This window comes from Exiguobacterium sp. FD-YE-25-4, from assembly GCF_057004685.1.
The window spans coordinates 1746439-1763883 of the sequence record NZ_CM168041.1 but is presented as its reverse complement, the minus strand read 5'-3'; the positions used below and the strand labels follow the sequence as shown (position 1 = coordinate 1763883).

20 protein-coding genes are annotated in these 17445 nt (G+C 54.8%); 17 read left to right on the top strand and 3 right to left on the bottom strand.

Annotation, left to right across the window (positions count from 1 at the left end; all coding sequences use genetic code 11):
* The first annotated feature begins 8 nt into the window (after positions 1–8).
* Both gcvPA and gcvPB read left to right on the top strand, forming a co-directional pair.
* A complete protein-coding gene (gcvPA, locus tag AC13H5_RS09150; RefSeq protein ID WP_483546553.1) occupies positions 9–1346 on the top strand; it encodes an aminomethyl-transferring glycine dehydrogenase subunit GcvPA in 1338 nt (445 codons plus the stop codon).
* A complete protein-coding gene (gcvPB, locus tag AC13H5_RS09145; protein ID WP_214753118.1) occupies positions 1346–2821 on the top strand; it encodes an aminomethyl-transferring glycine dehydrogenase subunit GcvPB in 1476 nt (491 codons plus the stop codon). Before gcvPA ends, gcvPB begins: the two co-directional genes overlap by 1 nt.
* Before the next feature lie 91 nt (positions 2822–2912).
* Here gcvPB and AC13H5_RS09140 read toward each other — a convergent pair whose 3' ends face one another.
* Positions 2913–3293, bottom strand: coding sequence for a rhodanese-like domain-containing protein (locus AC13H5_RS09140; RefSeq protein WP_034778003.1), 381 nt, complete (start codon positions 3291–3293; stop codon positions 2913–2915).
* Between the two features lie 164 nt (positions 3294–3457).
* Here AC13H5_RS09140 and mntR point away from each other — a divergent pair, with 164 nt between their 5' ends.
* Positions 3458–3886, top strand: coding sequence for a transcriptional regulator MntR (mntR, locus tag AC13H5_RS09135; protein WP_034778001.1), 429 nt, complete (start codon positions 3458–3460; stop codon positions 3884–3886).
* Positions 3887–4064: 178 nt separating this feature from the next.
* A complete protein-coding gene (gene hpt / locus AC13H5_RS09130; protein WP_034777998.1) occupies positions 4065–4592 on the top strand; it encodes a hypoxanthine phosphoribosyltransferase in 528 nt (175 codons plus the stop codon).
* Between the two features lie 55 nt (positions 4593–4647).
* On the opposite strand, the gene AC13H5_RS09125 is transcribed toward hpt, so the two are convergent.
* Positions 4648–5061 carry an SA1362 family protein gene (locus tag AC13H5_RS09125; protein WP_034777995.1) on the bottom strand — a complete coding sequence of 138 codons (414 nt, stop codon included), beginning with the start codon at positions 5059–5061 and terminating at the stop codon, positions 4648–4650.
* 16 nt (positions 5062–5077) lie between these two features.
* Positions 5078–6022: a DUF1385 domain-containing protein gene (locus AC13H5_RS09120; protein WP_214711441.1), complete on the bottom strand. Its 945-nt coding sequence runs from the start codon at positions 6020–6022 to the stop codon at positions 5078–5080.
* A gap of 142 nt (positions 6023–6164) precedes the next feature.
* Here AC13H5_RS09120 and aroQ point away from each other — a divergent pair, with 142 nt between their 5' ends.
* The 13 genes from aroQ to ahrC all read left to right on the top strand — a co-directional run bounded on the left by aroQ (position 6165) and on the right by ahrC (position 17445).
* Entirely contained in the window at positions 6165–6602 is a 438-nt protein-coding gene (gene aroQ / locus AC13H5_RS09115) for a type II 3-dehydroquinate dehydratase (protein ID WP_214753120.1), read from the top strand.
* Entirely contained in the window at positions 6598–7665 is a 1068-nt protein-coding gene (locus tag AC13H5_RS09110; protein WP_483546552.1) for a M24 family metallopeptidase, read from the top strand. The genes aroQ and AC13H5_RS09110 overlap by 5 nt, the downstream gene beginning before the upstream one ends.
* Positions 7666–7694: 29 nt before the next feature.
* Positions 7695–8261 (top strand): elongation factor P, encoded by a 567-nt coding sequence (efp, locus tag AC13H5_RS09105; protein WP_021067706.1) that lies wholly within the window; start codon positions 7695–7697, stop codon positions 8259–8261.
* Between the two features lie 113 nt (positions 8262–8374).
* Positions 8375–8830 (top strand): acetyl-CoA carboxylase biotin carboxyl carrier protein, encoded by a 456-nt coding sequence (accB, locus tag AC13H5_RS09100; protein ID WP_138859268.1) that lies wholly within the window; start codon positions 8375–8377, stop codon positions 8828–8830.
* A 7-nt stretch (positions 8831–8837) separates the two neighbouring features.
* Positions 8838–10181, top strand: a complete 1344-nt coding sequence (gene accC / locus AC13H5_RS09095) for an acetyl-CoA carboxylase biotin carboxylase subunit (protein WP_483545638.1) — start codon at positions 8838–8840, stop codon at positions 10179–10181.
* A gap of 112 nt (positions 10182–10293) precedes the next feature.
* A complete protein-coding gene (gene nusB, locus AC13H5_RS09090) occupies positions 10294–10677 on the top strand; it encodes a transcription antitermination factor NusB (protein ID WP_034777985.1) in 384 nt (127 codons plus the stop codon).
* Between the two features lie 82 nt (positions 10678–10759).
* On the top strand, positions 10760–11596 hold the full coding sequence (locus AC13H5_RS09085) for a bifunctional 5,10-methylenetetrahydrofolate dehydrogenase/5,10-methenyltetrahydrofolate cyclohydrolase (protein WP_483545637.1): 837 nt from the start codon (positions 10760–10762) through the stop codon (positions 11594–11596).
* On the top strand, positions 11589–12938 hold the full coding sequence (gene xseA / locus AC13H5_RS09080; RefSeq protein ID WP_214763215.1) for an exodeoxyribonuclease VII large subunit: 1350 nt from the start codon (positions 11589–11591) through the stop codon (positions 12936–12938). Before AC13H5_RS09085 ends, xseA begins: the two co-directional genes overlap by 8 nt.
* Positions 12907–13137 carry an exodeoxyribonuclease VII small subunit gene (gene xseB / locus AC13H5_RS09075; RefSeq protein ID WP_034777980.1) on the top strand — a complete coding sequence of 77 codons (231 nt, stop codon included), beginning with the start codon at positions 12907–12909 and terminating at the stop codon, positions 13135–13137. The genes xseA and xseB overlap by 32 nt, the downstream gene beginning before the upstream one ends.
* On the top strand, positions 13134–14012 hold the full coding sequence (locus AC13H5_RS09070; RefSeq protein ID WP_034777978.1) for a polyprenyl synthetase family protein: 879 nt from the start codon (positions 13134–13136) through the stop codon (positions 14010–14012). The genes xseB and AC13H5_RS09070 overlap by 4 nt, the downstream gene beginning before the upstream one ends.
* Before the next feature lie 123 nt (positions 14013–14135).
* Entirely contained in the window at positions 14136–16028 is a 1893-nt protein-coding gene (gene dxs / locus AC13H5_RS09065; protein ID WP_214720373.1) for a 1-deoxy-D-xylulose-5-phosphate synthase, read from the top strand.
* Between the two features lie 6 nt (positions 16029–16034).
* Positions 16035–16856 (top strand): TlyA family RNA methyltransferase, encoded by an 822-nt coding sequence (locus AC13H5_RS09060; RefSeq protein WP_034777976.1) that lies wholly within the window; start codon positions 16035–16037, stop codon positions 16854–16856.
* 139 nt (positions 16857–16995) lie between these two features.
* On the top strand, positions 16996–17445 hold the full coding sequence (gene ahrC / locus AC13H5_RS09055; RefSeq protein WP_021067696.1) for a transcriptional regulator AhrC/ArgR: 450 nt from the start codon (positions 16996–16998) through the stop codon (positions 17443–17445).

Here is a 17445-nt window from a genome sequence, read left to right as displayed (position 1 = left end):
TGAACAGAATGGAGTTTCGTTATTTACCGATGACAGAGCAAGATGAGCGTGACATGTTGCAGACGATCGGCGTCGAGTCGATTGAAAACCTACTCGAAGATATTCCAGCATCGCTCCGGGAGACGGCTTCTTTAGCGGCCATCGGTGCGCCGCTTCCGGAAGTTGACCTCGTTCGTCATATGACGAAGCTCGCCGAGAAGAACGTGCACACGAAATCGACTCCGAGTTTCCTCGGGGCCGGAATGTACGATCACCTCTCTCCGAGCGTCATGAACCACATGCTTCTCCGTTCCGAGTTCTATACAGCCTATACGCCGTATCAGCCGGAAATCTCGCAAGGTGAACTCCAAGCGATGTTCGAGTTCCAAACGATGATTTGCGAATTGGCGGGCATGGACGTGGCCAACTCGTCGATGTACGACGGCATCACAGCCCTCGCTGAAGCAACGTATCTCGCGAGTGCCCATACGAAGAAAAAACGTGTCGTCGTCTCGGGAGCGGTCCATCCGGAAGCGAAGGACGTCATCCGGACGTATGCCGGTGGGCCAGGGCTCACGGTCGAGTATACGGACGTTAACGCCGGATTGACCGACGTGACAGACATCGATTTGACGGACGCCTCGTGTCTCGTCGTCCAATATCCGAACTTTTATGGACGCGTCGAGGACTTGTCAGCCCTCGCGAAAGCAGCGCACGACGCCGGCGCCTTGTTCGTCGTGTCGAGCAATCCGCTCGCGCTCGGGATTTTGGAGTCGCCGGGTGCGCTCGGGGCAGACATCACGGTCGGTGACGCCCAACCGTTCGGGATTCCGCAAAGCTTCGGCGGCCCGTCATGTGGATACTTCGCCGTCAAAAAAGCGCTCATGCGCAAACTTCCGGGTCGTCTCGTCGGACAGACGGTCGATGAGGATGGCAAGCGCGGCTTCGTCTTGACGCTTCAGGCCCGAGAGCAGCACATCCGTCGTGACAAGGCAACGTCGAACATTTGCTCGAACCAGGCGCTCAATGCGCTCGCAGCATCGATCACGATGTCCGCACTCGGGAAGTACGGGATTCGTGACATGGCCGTCCGTAACATTCAAACGGCCCATTACATGAAAGAAACGCTCAAAGCGGCCGGCTATACGGTTATCGATGAAGGACCGATGTTCAACGAGTTCGTCGTCGACTTCGGAATCGATGCGGAGCAAGTATCGCGTCATCTGCTCGACAATGGTATCATCGGCGGTTTGCCGCTCGGGACGTATGAAACGGACCGTCAGACCCAGATGTTGCTCTGTGCGACGGAGCTTCGGACGAAAGAAGAAATCGATTTATTTGTTGAAGTGGTTGGGGGGATGAACTGATGCAACACGAACAAACGCTTATCTTTGAGGTGTCACGTGAGGGGCGGACTGGCTACAATTTGCCGACGCCGACGGTACCGGAAGTCGATTTGGAGACGCTCTTGCCGGCTTCGATGGTTCGACAAGAGGCGGCCGAACTGCCAGAAGTGTCTGAACTCGATGTCGTACGCCATTACACGTCGCTCTCGACACGTAACCACGGAGTCGACTCCGGTTTCTATCCGCTCGGTTCGTGCACGATGAAATATAACCCGAAAGTGAATGAAGACATGGCCCGACTTCCTGGCTTCGCCCATATTCACCCGTTGCAGCCGGTCGAGTCGATTCAAGGGGCGCTCGAGCTCATGGTCGATCTGCAAGAACAACTTGCTGAGATCACTGGCATGGATGAAGTGACCCTGCAACCTGCAGCCGGGGCCCATGGGGAATGGACCGGTCTCATGCTCATCAAGGCGTTCCACCATCACAACGGTGATATGGAACGGACGAAAGTACTCGTGCCTGATTCGGCACACGGAACGAACCCGGCCTCGGCCGTCGTCGCCGGTTTCGAGACGGTGACGGTCAAGTCGGATGAGCGCGGGCTCGTCGATTTGGAGGATTTGAAAGCGAAAGTCGGGACGGATACGGCAGCGCTCATGCTGACGAACCCGAACACGCTCGGTTTGTTCGAGGCTGATATTTTAGAGATTGCCAAAGTCGTGCACGAGGCCGGCGGCAAACTGTATTACGACGGTGCTAACTCGAACGCGATTCTAGGCATCGCCCGTCCTGGGGATATGGGCTTCGACGTCGTCCACTTGAACTTGCACAAAACGTTCACAGGGCCGCACGGCGGTGGCGGTCCGGGTTCTGGTCCGGTCGGGGTGAAACGCGATTTGATTCCGTACTTGCCGACGCCGATCGCGCGCCGCTCTGAGTCTGGCTTCACGCTCGATTATGATCGCCCGCAATCGATCGGTCGCATCAAACCGTTCTATGGCAACTTCGGGATCAACGTCCGGGCTTATAGCTACATCAAGACGATGGGTGCGGAAGGGTTGACGCGCGTCTCACGCGAAGCGGTATTGAACGCCAACTATATGTTCGCCCGCTTGAAAGATGCGTTCGATGTGCCGTATGACACGTTCTGCAAGCATGAGTTCGTCTTGTCTGGAAAACGTCAGAAAGCACTCGGCGTTCGGACGCTCGATATCGCCAAACGCTTGCTCGATTTCGGTTATCACCCACCGACGATTTACTTCCCGCTCAACGTCGAGGAGTGCATCATGGTCGAACCGACGGAGACGGAGTCGAAAGAGACGCTCGATGCCTTCTGCGATGCGATGCTCCAAATCGTCAAAGAGGCGGAAGAGAATCCGGAAATCGTTCAGACGGCCCCGCATACGACGGTCGTCAAACGCCTGGACGAGACGCTTGCGGCTCGGAAACCAGTGCTCAAATACGAACGACGCCAACCGTCGTCAATCAATTGAATCCGAACCCGCTCACTATTCGTGAGCGGGTATTTTTCTGGAAATAAAAAAACGTCCCTCCTCGGAGTGAGGAGTGGACGTGGTGGGCAGGTCAGTCTTTCTTGACTTTCCCTTTCCAGTTTTTGAAGCCGCCATCGAGCATGTAAATGTCGGTATAACCATTTTTCATAAGCAATTTGGCCGCCTGGTTCGAACGCGACTTGCCTTGGCAATACATGAGGATCGGCTGATCTTTGCGAAGTTCTTTCATGCGTAGTTTCAATTGGCCGACCGGGATGTTACGGGCGCCGACGATGTGGCCTCCCTTATACTCGTTCGGTTCACGGACGTCGATCAATTGTCCTTTACGGAGCGACGCACGAAACTCTTCTTGTTTCATTTTCTTCAAACCGCGTGCCGGCAAGAAACGCCAGACGATGTATGCGATGAGCGCAGCCCATAGGATGATGACGAGGATAGTTTCGATTCCCATTGATGTTCTCCCTTTCTCTATTAAGTTTCACCAACATCCATTATAAAGAATTTAAGGTCATGAGACAATGATTGACTGATGGATTTACCCGTTCTGCTTTCGGTTTCTAGGTGGTTGCGTTAAAATAGAGGTTGCAGAACGGAACATAAGGGGAGGCTACGCCCATGCCGACACCGAGTATGGAAGATTACTTAGAACGAATTTATTTGCTAATGGTCGAGAAAGGATACGCCCGCGTGTCCGATATCGCCGAACATTTAGGGGTGCATCCCTCCTCTGTCACGAAAATGGTGCAAAAGCTCGACCGGGAAGACTATTTGATTTATGAGAAATATAGAGGACTCATGTTGACGAAAAAAGGTCAAAAAATCGGGAAACGACTCGTCGAGCGTCATGCGATGCTCGAATCATTTTTACGTTTGATCGGTGTCGACGAGGCCCATGTCTACGAGGACGTCGAAGGGATCGAGCACCATTTGAGCTCGAACACGCTTGACTGCATGACCCAGTTCGTCGAATTTTTTGAAGATAAGCCCGAACTGATGGCCCAGTTTCGCGCGTTTCAAGAACTGAATACGAACGACGATGAGTGAGTCTAGATGACCGCGACCGATGAATCGATTCGGGAGCGGTCTTTTTTTATCAAAACGCCTCTAGAACCGAACGATAAAACGTTTTAATTGAATTTTAGTCTGTTTTTGAGTTGTTTTTGTGATAGAATGGGTGCTGGTAAGAATGATAAGGGGGTGACGGCGAACAATCGCCGACATGATGGATATTCAAATCAAAGGGAAACTGTTTGACGAAGCACAAATCAAACAGCGCGTGGCGGAACTCGCTGAACAAATCGAACGGGATGCGGCCGGGACACCAATCGTCCTCGTGGCCGTCTTGAAAGGGTCGCTCGTCTTTGCGGCTGATTTGATGAGACAGATGACGGGCAGTGTCCAACTTGATACGGTGGCGACGTCTTCTTATGGGAAGAAATCGACTTCGAGCGGGAACGTCCAACTCCGGAAAGATTTAGACCTCGATGTCGAAGGGAAGTACGTCGTCATCATCGAAGACATCATCGACACGGGACAGACGCTTAAATTCTTGTGTCAGCATATGACGTTACATCAACCGGGGCAATTGAAGATTTGTACACTTCTCGACAAGCCGGCCCGCCGACTCGTAACGCTCGACGCCGATTACGTCGGCTTCGAGATCCCGGATGAGTTCGTCATCGGGTACGGTATCGACTACGCCGAACAGTATCGCAATCTACCGTATATCGGTTTCGTCGAAACGGACTGACTTCCGAATCACGACAAAAAACGAACCAGGTCGCCCGTGGCGATCTGGTTCGTTTTCACATGTTCGCTTTCTTTTTCTTCTTGCCTTTCTTCCCCTCGATGACGGTGAGGTGAGGGGCGTCGCTACGATGCGTCGAACGAGCCGGGCGCTTCGAGAGTTTCGTCACGTTTGAACCAGGTTTCGCTTTCTTTTTCGTCGTCGCGGACGGTTTCACTTTAGGGTTCGCACCGGGACGTTGCATCCGTTTTTTGGAAGCCTGAGCGGTCTTCCGGTACCGCATATCCTCGGCTGAGATTTTAGGAGCCATGAACACACGGTAAATCACATAGAAGATTAACCCGAAAATACCGATGAAGAGCAACTGTCTGAACAAGCGACCGGGGTCGGTCGCGAGCATATGTCCGACTCCGATGAAGCCTAAGATGAACACGATCGTGGCAGCGGTCGTACCGATTCTTTGTCTGATCATGGTGCTTTCCTCCTCTTTATCCCTCTCTTTGCGCGGCCGGTTGACCTAGTTCTGAACGTTCCCATGTTTCGAAAGCCTCGATGGCGACGCGGATTTGCTCATCGTTTGGTTCACGCGTCGTCAACAGCTGTAGCGATAGTCCCGGCTTGCCGAGGACGGATAGGAAGCGATGTTCACGAAAACGGTTTGTGAATTGGAGCACCTCGAACGAGATGCCGATGACCACCGGTAACAAGGCGATGCGGCTGACGAGTCGGACCCAGAGCGGATCGATCGGGACGACCATATAGACGCCGATGCCAACGAAAACGGTGAACAGGATGAAGCTTGACCCACAGCGATAGTGGAGGCGTGAGCTCGAGCGGACGTTGTCGACGGTGATCGGTCGTCCGGACTCATAACAGTTGATGACCTTGTGTTCAGCGCCGTGATATTGAAACACGCGTCGAATGAGCGGTGTCAAGGAAATCAAATAGAGGTAACTGAGCAGCAATACTAATTTTATTCCCCCTTCGAGGAGGTTTTGAATCACGTGACCGGACAATGCGGGCACGCTTTGGAACATGGCGGCGAGCAGGGCCGGTGTGACGTTAAAAATGAGCTTGCCGAACACGTACGAGATGATCCCGACGACCGCGATCATGATGACCATCAAGATGTTCTGTTTCTTCTCATCCGGTTTCGTCGCCTCGTCCTCGCTCGGATCGACGTCATAGCGGTCACTGGCGAAGTTCATGTGGGCGGAACCGTTTTTGAGCGATTCGTATAAGGCGACCACGCCGCGCAGGAACGGGACTTTCTTTAACGATTGGACCCAGGGGACGAGGATGCGAGGTTGCTCGAACGTCTCGATGGATCCGTCCTTCCGGCGGATTGCCGAGGCACTCTCGGCGCGTCCTTGAAACATGACGCCTTCCACAAGCGCTTGCCCTCCAACGGGGATCAGTGGTTTAGTTTTCATGGCATTTCCTCGATTCCTACAGTTATATAGTTGAATTATACCGTGATTCACCTAAAAAACGAAACCACATGAACGTCAATTGTCGCTACAACCGTTAAATTTGTTACAATAGAGGCGACTTGACGAACAGGGGGGAAGACTTGTGCACATACTCGTCTTGAATGGGCCGAATTTGAATCTACTCGGGAGACGTGAACCGGACGTATATGGTGACGTCTCGTTGAAGGGACTGACGGCGGAGCTGTTGCTCGCCGCGCCAGATGACGTCGAGTTGACGTTCGTCCAATCCAACCATGAAGGCGAACTGATCGACGCGCTACACGAAGCGTACGATTATGCGGGGGTCATCTTCAACGCCGGGGCGTATACACATACGTCAATCGCGCTTCGAGATGCCATCGCCGCCATCAAGGCCCCGGTCGTCGAAGTACATATCTCGAACGTGCATGCACGAGAGTCGTTTCGTCATGAATCCAAGCTCGCCGGCGTCTGTCTCGGCGTCATCAGCGGCTTCGGGTTGACGAGTTACACGCTCGCGTTGCAGGCGCTGATCGAACATTGGAGGAATCGACATGATTGAACGGGTCAACAAACTGCAAGCTCAGCTAGAAGCGAACGGAATTGACGGATTGCTCGTGACGAAACGGGAGAACATCCGCTACTTGTCGGGGTTCACCGGGTCGAGTGGCGTCCTTGTGATCACGCCAAAGTCGGCGAGTTTCATCACCGACTTCCGCTACACGGAACAGGCCGCGAGCCAAGTGAAAGGGTTCGACATCATTGAACACAAGACATCGCTCATCAAGTCGGTCGCAGAAGTCTTGGACCGGGAAGCGGTCGCACGCCTCGGTATCGAGCAAGATGACATGACGGTCGGGCAATTCCGGACGTATGAAAAAGACGTCAACGCCGAACTCGTCGAGACATCAGGCATCGTCGAAAAGCTACGCTTGATTAAGGATGAGTCAGAGATTAAGATAATGAAGGAAGCTGCGGCGATTGCGGATGCGGCGTTCACCCATATCCAGTCGTTTATCCGCCCGGGCCGGACAGAGAAAGAGGTCGCGAATGAACTCGAGATGTTCATGCGTGCTCAAGGAGCCGACTCGTCGTCGTTTGATATGATCGTTGCATCGGGCCATCGCTCGGCATTGCCGCACGGTGTGGCCAGTGATAAGGTCATCGAGGCAGGCGAACTCGTGACACTCGACTTCGGGGCTTACTATCAGGGGTACTGCTCGGACATCACGCGCACGCTCGCCGTCGGAGAGATCTCAGACGAGTTGCGCAACATCTATGATACGGTACTCCGCGCACAACTCGCGGGTGTCGAAGGCACGAAAGCCGGGATCACGGGAATCGAGGCGGACGCGTTGACGCGTGATGTGATCAAAGAAGCCGGTTATGGTGAGTACTTTGGGCATTCGACGGGACACGGTCTCGGCATGGAAGTCCATGAGGCGCCAGGGTTGTCATTCCGTTCGGAGACGGTGCTCGAACCGGGGATGGTCGTCACGGTCGAACCAGGCATCTACATCGCCGGAATCGGCGGATGTCGCATCGAGGACGATATCGTCATCACTGAGACTGGCAATTTCCGTCTCACGCAGTCGCCAAAAGAGTTAATTACGATTGAGGCTTGAGTCTCAGCTCATCTTAGGAGGAAATCAACATGGTATCAGTTAACGATTTAAAAACAGGCTTAACGGTCAAAACGTCGGACGGATCGATTTGGCAAGTCATCGAATTCCAACACGTCAAGCCGGGTAAAGGCGCGGCTTTCGTTCGTACGAAGATGCGTAACTTGCGCACGGGGGCGATTCAAGAGACGACGTTCCGTGGCGGCGAGCGCATCGAGCGTGCCCACATCGAACGTAAGCGTATGCAGTACCTCTACCCGATGGGCGACACGTACGTGTTCATGGACACAGAGTCGTATGAGCAGCTCGAACTCACGGGCGAGCAAGTGAAAGCGGCGCTCCCGTACATGCTTGAAAACATGGAAGTGAGCATCGCTGACTACGATGGCGAGATTCTCGGCATCGAGCTCCCGACGACGGTCGTCTTGACGATTGTCGAGGCCGATCCAGGCGTCAAAGGTGACACGGCATCGAACGTGAAGAAAAACGCGACGGTCGAAACGGGCCACATCATTCAAGTGCCGCTCTTCATCGAGCCAGGCGAAAAAGTAACGGTCGACACGCGCACAGGCGAGTTCACGGGCCGCTATAACGGGTAAGACAAAGGGTGTCCATTCTTCGGAATGGGCCCTTTTTTTGTCGTTGCATTCACTGGTCTGACCAGTTATAGTAGAGTAGAGATTAGTACCAGGTATAAACAGGGGGTTATTTCATGCAAATCGAACATATTAAAGAGCTGATCACAATGCTCGATCAGACGTCCGTCCACGAGCTGGAGCTCGAGACGTCAGAATTTAAACTATCATTGAAAAAAGAAGCGGCCCCGCAACTCGCCGCCCATCATACACCAGCCGCCCAAGCGGCGCCGGTCGCTGCACCTACACCGGCCGCTCAGACGGAGCAAGCAGTCACACCGGAAGCGGCCCCGAGCAACTTACGGACGATCACGTCGCCGATGGTCGGGACGTTCTATTCGCGCCCGGCACCGGACAAGGAGGCCTACGTCCAAGTCGGCGATCGCGTCGAAGCTGGACAAGTGGTCTGTATTTTAGAAGCGATGAAGCTGTTCAATGACGTCGAGGCGGAAATCAGCGGAGAAATCGTCGAGATGCTCGTCGCTGACGGCGATTTAGTCGAATATGGTCAAGCGCTCTTCAGCGTGAAGTGAGGTGTCTATGAAACTACTCATTGCAAACCGTGGAGAAATTGCGGTCCGGATCATCCGGGCCGCGAAAGAGTTGAACATTCCGACGGTCGCCGTCTTCTCCGAGGCCGACCGTGAAGCGTTGCACGTCCGTCTCGCCGACGAGGCGTACTGCATCGGACCGAACCCGTCCAAAGACTCATACTTGAATATCCCGAACATCCTATCGGTCGCTTGTGCGGTCGATGCGACGATGATTCATCCGGGTTACGGTTTTTTGGCCGAAAACGCCGAATTCGCCGAGATGAGCGAGGCGTGCGGCATCCAATTCGTCGGACCGAGCAGTTATGCGATTCGGAAGATGGGCATTAAAGACGAAGCGAAGCGAACGATGATCGAGTCGGGCGTTCCGGTCGTCCCGGGATCGAGCGGGGTCGTGACCGACGAGGAAGCGGTCGAACTCGCCCGTGAAATCGGTTATCCGGTCATCATCAAAGCGACGGCCGGAGGCGGCGGACGCGGAATCCGTGTCGCCTATGATGAGACAGAGCTTGTCAAAGGGCTCACGGATACTCGTAAAGAAGCGAAGCAGGCGTTCGGCAACGGCGACGTCTATCTCGAGAAGTACATCGAGTCGTTCCGCCACGTCGAGGTGCAAGTGCTCGCCGACCAGTACGGCAACGTCATCCATCTCGGAGAACGTGATTGCACGATTCAGCGCCGGATGCAGAAGCTGATCGAGGAGGCACCGTCGCCGGCGATCGATGAGGCGACGCGCCAAGCGATGGGAGATGCGGCCGTGAAAGCAGCCAAAGCGATCCGTTATTCTGGTGCCGGTACGATCGAGTTCATCTACGTCCCGGAGTCGAACGAGTTCTATTTCATGGAAATGAACACGCGAATCCAAGTCGAACATCCGGTCACCGAGATGATCACCGGCTTCGACCTCGTCCAAGCACAACTCGAGGTCGCGCTCGGTCATCCGCTCGCGATCAGTCAAGCCGACATCACGTTCAGCGGACACTCGATCGAGTGCCGCATCAACGCCGAGGACCCGTTTGCCGACTTCCGTCCGATGGCTGGGAAAATTGATCAGTACATCGTGCCGGGCGGTATGGGTGTCCGGATCGACAGCGGTCTGTTCGCAGGCGCGGTCATCCCGCCGTTCTATGATTCGATGGTGGCGAAGTTGATCGTCCATGCCCCGACGCGGGAAGAGGCGATCGCGAAGATGCTTCGCGCGCTCGATGAGTTCACGGTATCGGGCATTCATACGACGATCCCATTCCATCAACAAGTCATGGCGCACGAACGTTTCCGAGCGGGCGCGTTCGACACGAAATTTGTCGAAAAAGAAATGACGCTCACAAAATGAACCGTACCAGGAAGCCCGAACATTATTTGGGCTTCCTGGTTTTTTGTACTGAATTTATGGAGGCTTTATGCTAAACTATCACAATGAAAGCATGCAAAAGGAGAGTATCTGAATGAAACGTCATGAAGCACGAGAAAAAGCGATTCAAACGCTTTTTCAAATCGAAGTATCAAAACTTGAGGTGGACGAGGCCATCGAATTCGCCCTCGACGGTATGGATTCGGATCCATTCTACGAACAACTCGTCGTCGAGACGTTAGAAAAGAAAGACGAGATTGACGAACTGCTCGTCGAAAACTTGAAAAACTGGAGACTCGATCGTCTCGGCAACGTCGAGCGGACGATTCTCCGCATGGCGACGTACGAGTTGCTCTATGTCGAGACGATTCCGGACAAAGTGACGATCAACGAGGCAGTCGAACTCGCCAAGTCGTTCGCCGACGAAGAAGCGGCCAAGCTCGTCAACGGCGTCCTCGGCAACATTATCAAAGCGTAAAAAAAGAGAGAAACGCATCATACAAATAGAGAAGACACCACACCAACTACAGAGAAACCTAAAACAACGGGGGATGAGAGAGATGGCAGTAGTGATCGACGGGAAACAAATCGCAGCATCATATCGGGAAACGTTGAAAGAACGGGTCAGTGCGCTTCGTACGCGCGGCATCGTTCCGAAACTGAAAGTCATTTTAATCGGGGATGATCCGGCGAGCCACAGCTACGTCCGGGGTAAAGAACGGGCAGCGGCTGAGATCGGGATCGATTCACAAGTGATTCGTTTCGATGAGACGATCTCGGAACGTGAAGTGCTCGAACTGATTGATTCGATGAACGAGGACGACGAGCTCCATGGCATCCTCGTTCAATTGCCGCTACCGAAGCATATCGATGAGAACCGTGTCATCATGCGCATCTCGCCAGACAAGGATGTGGATGGGTTCCATCCGACCAACGTCGGGAAGATGATGCTCGGTCTCGAGACACTGTTGCCGTGCACGCCGCACGGAATTCTCCATCTCGTCAAGACACAGACTGACCTCGTGGGTAAACACGTCGTCGTCGTCGGTCGTAGCCAAATCGTCGGGAAACCTGTCGGGATGCTGTTCTTGAACGAGTCGGCCACGGTGACATACTGTCACTCGAAAACGGTCGATCTCGGTGCGATGACGCGTCAAGCCGACATTTTGATCGTCGCCGTCGGTCGGGCCGGTCTCGTCACGAACGAGATGGTCAAACCGGGAGCGATCGTCATCGATGTCGGTGTCAACCGCGTCGACGGCCGTCTCGTCGGAGATGTTGACTTTGATGGTGTCCGCGACGTCGCTGGCGCCATCACCCCGGTTCCGGGTGGTGTCGGTCCGATGACGATCACGATGCTCATGCACAATACGGTCGAGGTCGCCTCACGTGGCTAATCCGATTCAAGTCTCTGAAGTCGTCCGTTATGTGAAACGTCAACTCGACGGTGACCCGGTGTTGCAACAAGTCGCCGTCATCGGCGAAATCTCGAACTTCAAACGGTACGCCTCAGGGCACTGCTATTTCACACTGAAAGACGAATCGTCCCGCATGAAGGCGGTCATGTTCTCACGAGATGCCCGCACGCTCAACTTTGAACCTACGGACGGGATGAACGTGGTCGTCGTCGCTCGAGTGACGATGTATGAGTCGACCGGTGATGTTCAATTGTACGTCGAGCTCATGCGGCAAGACGGCATCGGCATCTTGTTCGAACGGTATGAGGCAAGGAAACGTGAGCTCGAGGCGAAGGGCTGGTTCGCGGCGGAACGGAAACGTCCGCTACCGGCGTTCCCTGAGCGCATCGGAATCATCACGTCTCCGAAAGGCGCAGCCTTGCACGATATCGCGACGACGCTTAGACGGCGGGCACCGCACGTGGCCATCACGTTCGCTCCTGTCGCAGTCCAAGGTGAACAAGCCGCTCCGCAAGTGGCGAGTGCGATTCGGTGGATGAATGAACGCACCGACTGCGATGTATTGATTGTCGGACGCGGAGGTGGATCGATCGAGGAATTGTGGGCGTTCAACGAGGATGTCGTCGTCGAAGCGATTTACCACTCCGAGATTCCTGTCATTTCGGCCGTCGGTCACGAGACAGATTTTACGTTGGCTGATTTCGTCGCCGACGTACGGGCTGCCACTCCGACAGCGGCGGCGGAGCTCGCGACGGCAACGATCGAAGCGCAACGAAAAGATGTGGAGCGTTTAAGTCGCGCACTCACGCGGGTCGTGACGACGCAAATGGCCTCGCTTCGCGAACGTGTCGAGCGCATGAAAAACAGTTACGGCCTCAAGTCGCCCCGCTATACGATCATTCAAAAGCGAGAGCGGTTCGCCCAGGCCGAGATTCGGCTCGAACAGAGTGCCACGAAACAAGTGACGCACGCGCGGCACCGTTTCGCAGCGTCGTCCCAACGCCTCGACGTCCGCAATCTGATGCAAGTGTTCCGAACGCAAGACGACCGTTTCCGGCAATATGAAGGACGGTTAGAACGCATTCGACCTCTCGAGAGACCGGCGGGTCAATTCGCACAGTTGGCAGGACGATTGCAATCTGTCAGCCCGCTCGCCGTGCTCGCGAGAGGATACACGTTCGTCGAACAGGACGGGACGTACGTGAAAGATGTCAAACAACTACATGACGGCCTGGTGACGATCCGATTTCGGGATGGCCATGCCGTCGCGGAAGTGAAGGAGAGACACGATGGCGAAGAAACAAGAAGAACTGACGTTTGAAGCGGCGCTCGCCCGGCTCGAGGAAATCGTGACACAACTCGAGACGGGAGAAGTCGCCCTTGAAGAAGCGATGACCCTTTACGAGGAAGGCGTGCGATTGTCTGCCCTCTGTCAGACCAAATTGACGGCGGCGGAACAAAAAATGGACGAAATTCTTGAACTCGACGGGACGCTCCGTGAAAAAGGAGGGACCGTATGAGCGTGCAGGTCCATCTACAGGCATGGAAAGAAGAGGTCGAACAGGCGACGCGTCGCTTGCTCGATTCGTCTTTGATGCCGGAGCGCTTGTTTCAATCGATGACATACTCCCTCGAGGCGGGGGGGAAACGGATTCGTCCGGCCCTTCTTTATGCCGTCCTCGATACATATGGCCGTCCGCGGGCGCTCGGGCATGAAGCGGCCGTCGCCCTCGAGATGGTCCACACCTACTCGCTCATCCATGATGACCTTCCGGCGATGGATGACGATGACGTCCGTCGCGGGCGCCCGACGAACCATCGTCAGTTCGATGAGGCGACCGCGATTCTCGCAGGCGACGCCTTGCTGACGGATGCGTTTCATCTCATCGCACGGGCCGATTTGGAAGCGACGAAAGTCGTCGCCCTCATGACACGGTTCAGTGAAGCGGCAGGCAGCGCCGGCATGGTCGGCGGTCAGCTCGATGACATGCTCGCTGAAAAACGGAGCGGTGTGACACTGTCGACTCTGCAATCGATCCATGAACGGAAGACTGGGGCGCTTCTCGTGTATGCCCTTGAAGCGGGGGCCATCCTTTCGGACGCTTCCGAGACGGATCGTCAGGCGCTCGCACGGTTCGGAAAACACCTCGGGGTCGCCTTCCAAATCCAAGATGATATTTTAGACGTCGAAGGAGACGAGGCGCTCATCGGGAAGCGGGTCGGTTCGGACGAAGGAAACGATAAAGCGACGTATCCGAAACTGCTCGGTCTCGATGGAGCGAAAAAAGCGCTGGAACAAGAAGTCACGGAAAGTGAGGCCGCACTGGCCGAACTTTCGGTCGAGGCCCCGCTTTTACGGGAGCTTCTCGACTTCGTCGTACGACGCAATCATTAATCTCGGTGACACGATGAGCACATCGTGTCACCTTTGTTTTTGTGAATGTATAGCATCTATGGACACATTCTTGTAAAATGTAAGGTACGAATCAGTAATAAGACAGGAGAAAGGATGGTCATCATGGACTTGACATCCATTCAAGACCCGTCATTCTTAAAAAAGATGTCGGTACCCGAGTTAGAAGCGCTCGGCGCAGACATCAGACGGTTTTTGATTGAAAAATTGGCTGAAACGGGAGGGCACTTGGGACCAAACCTAGGGGTTGTCGAATTGACGCTTGCCTTGCACCGTGTATTTGACAGTCCGAAAGACCAACTCGTATGGGACGTGGGGCATCAAGCGTACGTCCACAAAATCTTGACAGGACGAACGAGTCAGTTCGATACGCTGCGTCAATACAACGGCTTATGCGGATTCCCGAAGCGTTGTGAGAGCGATCATGACGTCTGGGAGACGGGGCACAGCTCGACGTCCTTATCGGCCGCGATGGGAATCGCCATCGCGAACGAGTTGAAAGGACGCTCGAACGACCGGGCCATCGCCATCATCGGGGACGGGGCGCTCACTGGGGGAATGGCGCTCGAAGCGCTCAACCATATCGGCGCCGAGAAACAAAATGTCATCGTCATCTTGAACGATAACGAGATGTCGATCGCGCCGAACGTCGGCGCGATGCACAACATGCTCGGCCGGATGCGGTCGTCACGTAAACTGAAACACGCCCGTGAGGAAGTCGAGACGCTCATCAAACATATCCCGATCGTTGGCAACTCGCTCGAACGGAGCGGGGAACGCGTGAAGGATATGCTGAAATCAGCGCTCATCCCAGGGACGTTCTTCGAAGAGCTCGGATTCACGTACTTCGGACCGACGGACGGTCACGATTTACGCGACCTGCTCGAGACGCTCGAGTACGCCAAGAAAATCGATGGACCGGTCATCGTTCACGTCATCACGAAAAAAGGCAAAGGCTATCGTCCGGCCGAGCTCGATGGTGTCGGCACGTGGCACGGTCTCGGACCGTATAAAATCGAGTCGGGAGAAGTCATCAAAGGCAAGGTCAAAGGACCGAGCTATTCGAAGGTCGTCGCTGAGACGATCACGAAAGTCGCCGAGACGGACGAGCGCGTGACACTCATCACACCAGCGATGAGCGTCGGCTCGAAACTCGATTGCTTCAACAAGCAATTCCCGGAGCGGATGTTTGACGTCGGCATCGCCGAGCAACATGCGGTCACATTGGCCGGAGGACAGGCGACACAAGGCTTGAAGCCGGTCGTCTCGATTTATTCGACGTTCTTCCAACGCGCCTATGATCAGCTCGTGCACGACATTTGCCGTCAAAACTTGAACGTCGTCTTCACGATCGATCGTTCTGGTCTCGTCGGAGCGGACGGGGAGACGCACCAAGGCGTGTTCGATATCGCCTTTATGCGCCACGTGCCGAACATTCGCATCTTGATGGCGAAAGACGAAGAGGAATTGCAACATCTCGTCTATTCGGCGCTGAAGTATGATGACGGTCCAATCGCCGTCCGTTTCCCGCGCGGCGAAGGAATCGGGACACCGATGAGCGAGACGCTCCGCGAATTGCCGCTCGACGTCTGGGAGACGGTCGCGGACGGAACGGATGTCGCCATCTTGACGTTCGGTCCACAAGTGCAAGATGCGCTTGAAGTGCGTGCACTGCTTGAAGGACAAGTGAGCGTCCGTGTCATCAACGCTCGGACGATCAAACCGCTCGACGACGTCATGCTCTCCGCTTTATACGCGGAAGGCATCCCGCTCGTCACGTTAGAGGAGGCGGCGCTCGCCGGAGGTTTCGGCAGCAGTGTGCTCGAACATGCGAGCGATGCCGGGCAGTTCCCGCGTGTGCTCCGACTTGGCATTCCGGACCGCTATATCGAACACGGCGGCGTCAATCAATTGCTCGAAGAAATCGGGCTCCGTCCGACGCAAATCGCTGACTCGGTTCAGCAGTTCGTTCAAGTGACAAATCGACAGAATGTGTGAGGAACTATGGAAAAACGAAAGAAAACTAGATTAGATGTACTCCTCGTCGACCGCGGGTTAGCGGAGACGAGAGAGAAAGCGAAACGGGCCGTCATGGCCGGTCTCGTCTATAGTGGGACCGAACGGCTTGATAAGGCGGGGGACAAAGTGTTTGACGACATCCCGCTCGAAGTGAAAGGCCAAGTGTTGCCATACGTCGGACGGGGGGGGCTGAAGCTTGAAAAAGCGCTCCAAGTCTTCCCGTTCGATGTGGCTGGTAACATCGGCATCGATATCGGTTCATCGACAGGCGGTTTCACCGATTGTGCGCTCCAAAACGGCGCTGCGCAGATGTATGCCGTCGACGTCGGCTATAACCAGTTGGCGTGGAAACTTCGGAGCGATGACCGTGTCGTCGTCATGGAGCGGATGAACTTCCGCCATGCGACCGCGGACCAGTTTCCGGTGGCGCCGGACTTTGCGACGATTGACGTCTCATTTATCTCGCTTCGGCTCATGATTCCGCCGTTGAAGACGATTTTGAAGCCTAACGGCATCGTCATGGCGCTCGTCAAACCGCAATTTGAGGCCGGGAAGGCCGATGTCGGCAAGAAAGGCATCGTCCGGGACCGTGCCATCCATGAACGGGTCGTCGACGACATGGTCCGTTACTTCGCCTCGGAAGGGTTCGAAGTTGCGGGACTCGACTTCTCGCCGATCACCGGTGGGGATGGGAATATCGAATTCTTATTGTTCGCCCGTTTCACCGGCGTCGGCAGTGTCGACCCAGCCATCGACGTGGACGCGGTCATCGACGCCGCCCACGCGCAATTGAAGAAGAACGCTTGAGCTGCAGACGTCCTGTCTGCAGTTTTTTTGTGTCCGCTCGCCGATCCAGGGAATTCATCCCGCGAAAGCTAGACCTTTTTTCGACAATACTTTAGAATGATACTGAGTATGCGAAACATAAAATGAGGTGTCAGCGAGTATGAACAAAGGACAGCGCTTGATTAAAATTCGAGAAATCGTGACCAATCGTGAAATCGAGACACAAGACGAGCTCGTCGATGAGCTCCACCGCTCCGGCTATCCGGTGACGCAAGCGACAGTTTCGCGGGATATCAAAGAACTTCATCTCGTGAAAGTGCCGCTCAACGACGGTCGCTATAAGTATAGTCTCCCGGCCGATCAACGCTTCAATCCGTACGGCAAGATGAAGCGGATCCTCGGTGACAGCTTCGTCTCGGTCGACTCGGCTCAAAACTTGGTCGTCATGAAAGTGTTGCCGGGCAATGCGGATGCGATCGGTGTCTTGATCGATCATTTGTCATGGGACGAGCTGATCGGAACGGTATGTGGAGACGACACGATTTTGATGATCGCCCGTGACGAAGACCAGGCGAAACGAATCATCGAACGACTACTCGGAATGTTATGA

Bases quoted from the DNA above. Each gene is read 5' to 3' on its own strand.
- mntR (WP_034778001.1), top strand. From the start codon at position 3,458: ATGCCGACACCGAGTATGGAAGATTACTTAGAACGAATTTATTTGCTA.
- xseB (WP_034777980.1), top strand. From the start codon at position 12,907: ATGGCGAAGAAACAAGAAGAACTGACGTTTGAAGCGGCGCTCGCCCGG.
- AC13H5_RS09070 (WP_034777978.1), top strand. From the start codon at position 13,134: ATGAGCGTGCAGGTCCATCTACAGGCATGGAAAGAAGAGGTCGAACAG.
- nusB (WP_034777985.1), top strand. From the start codon at position 10,294: ATGAAACGTCATGAAGCACGAGAAAAAGCGATTCAAACGCTTTTTCAA.
- gcvPA (WP_483546553.1), top strand. From the start codon at position 9: ATGGAGTTTCGTTATTTACCGATGACAGAGCAAGATGAGCGTGACATG.
- hpt (WP_034777998.1), top strand. From the start codon at position 4,065: ATGGATATTCAAATCAAAGGGAAACTGTTTGACGAAGCACAAATCAAA.
- accB (WP_138859268.1), top strand. From the start codon at position 8,375: ATGCAAATCGAACATATTAAAGAGCTGATCACAATGCTCGATCAGACG.
- efp (WP_021067706.1), top strand. From the start codon at position 7,695: ATGGTATCAGTTAACGATTTAAAAACAGGCTTAACGGTCAAAACGTCG.
- AC13H5_RS09125 (WP_034777995.1), bottom strand. From the start codon at position 5,061: ATGATCAGACAAAGAATCGGTACGACCGCTGCCACGATCGTGTTCATC.
- accC (WP_483545638.1), top strand. From the start codon at position 8,838: ATGAAACTACTCATTGCAAACCGTGGAGAAATTGCGGTCCGGATCATC.
- AC13H5_RS09120 (WP_214711441.1), bottom strand. From the start codon at position 6,022: ATGAAAACTAAACCACTGATCCCCGTTGGAGGGCAAGCGCTTGTGGAA.
- AC13H5_RS09140 (WP_034778003.1), bottom strand. From the start codon at position 3,293: ATGGGAATCGAAACTATCCTCGTCATCATCCTATGGGCTGCGCTCATC.
- AC13H5_RS09060 (WP_034777976.1), top strand. From the start codon at position 16,035: ATGGAAAAACGAAAGAAAACTAGATTAGATGTACTCCTCGTCGACCGC.
- ahrC (WP_021067696.1), top strand. From the start codon at position 16,996: ATGAACAAAGGACAGCGCTTGATTAAAATTCGAGAAATCGTGACCAAT.
- gcvPB (WP_214753118.1), top strand. From the start codon at position 1,346: ATGCAACACGAACAAACGCTTATCTTTGAGGTGTCACGTGAGGGGCGG.
- dxs (WP_214720373.1), top strand. From the start codon at position 14,136: ATGGACTTGACATCCATTCAAGACCCGTCATTCTTAAAAAAGATGTCG.
- AC13H5_RS09085 (WP_483545637.1), top strand. From the start codon at position 10,760: ATGGCAGTAGTGATCGACGGGAAACAAATCGCAGCATCATATCGGGAA.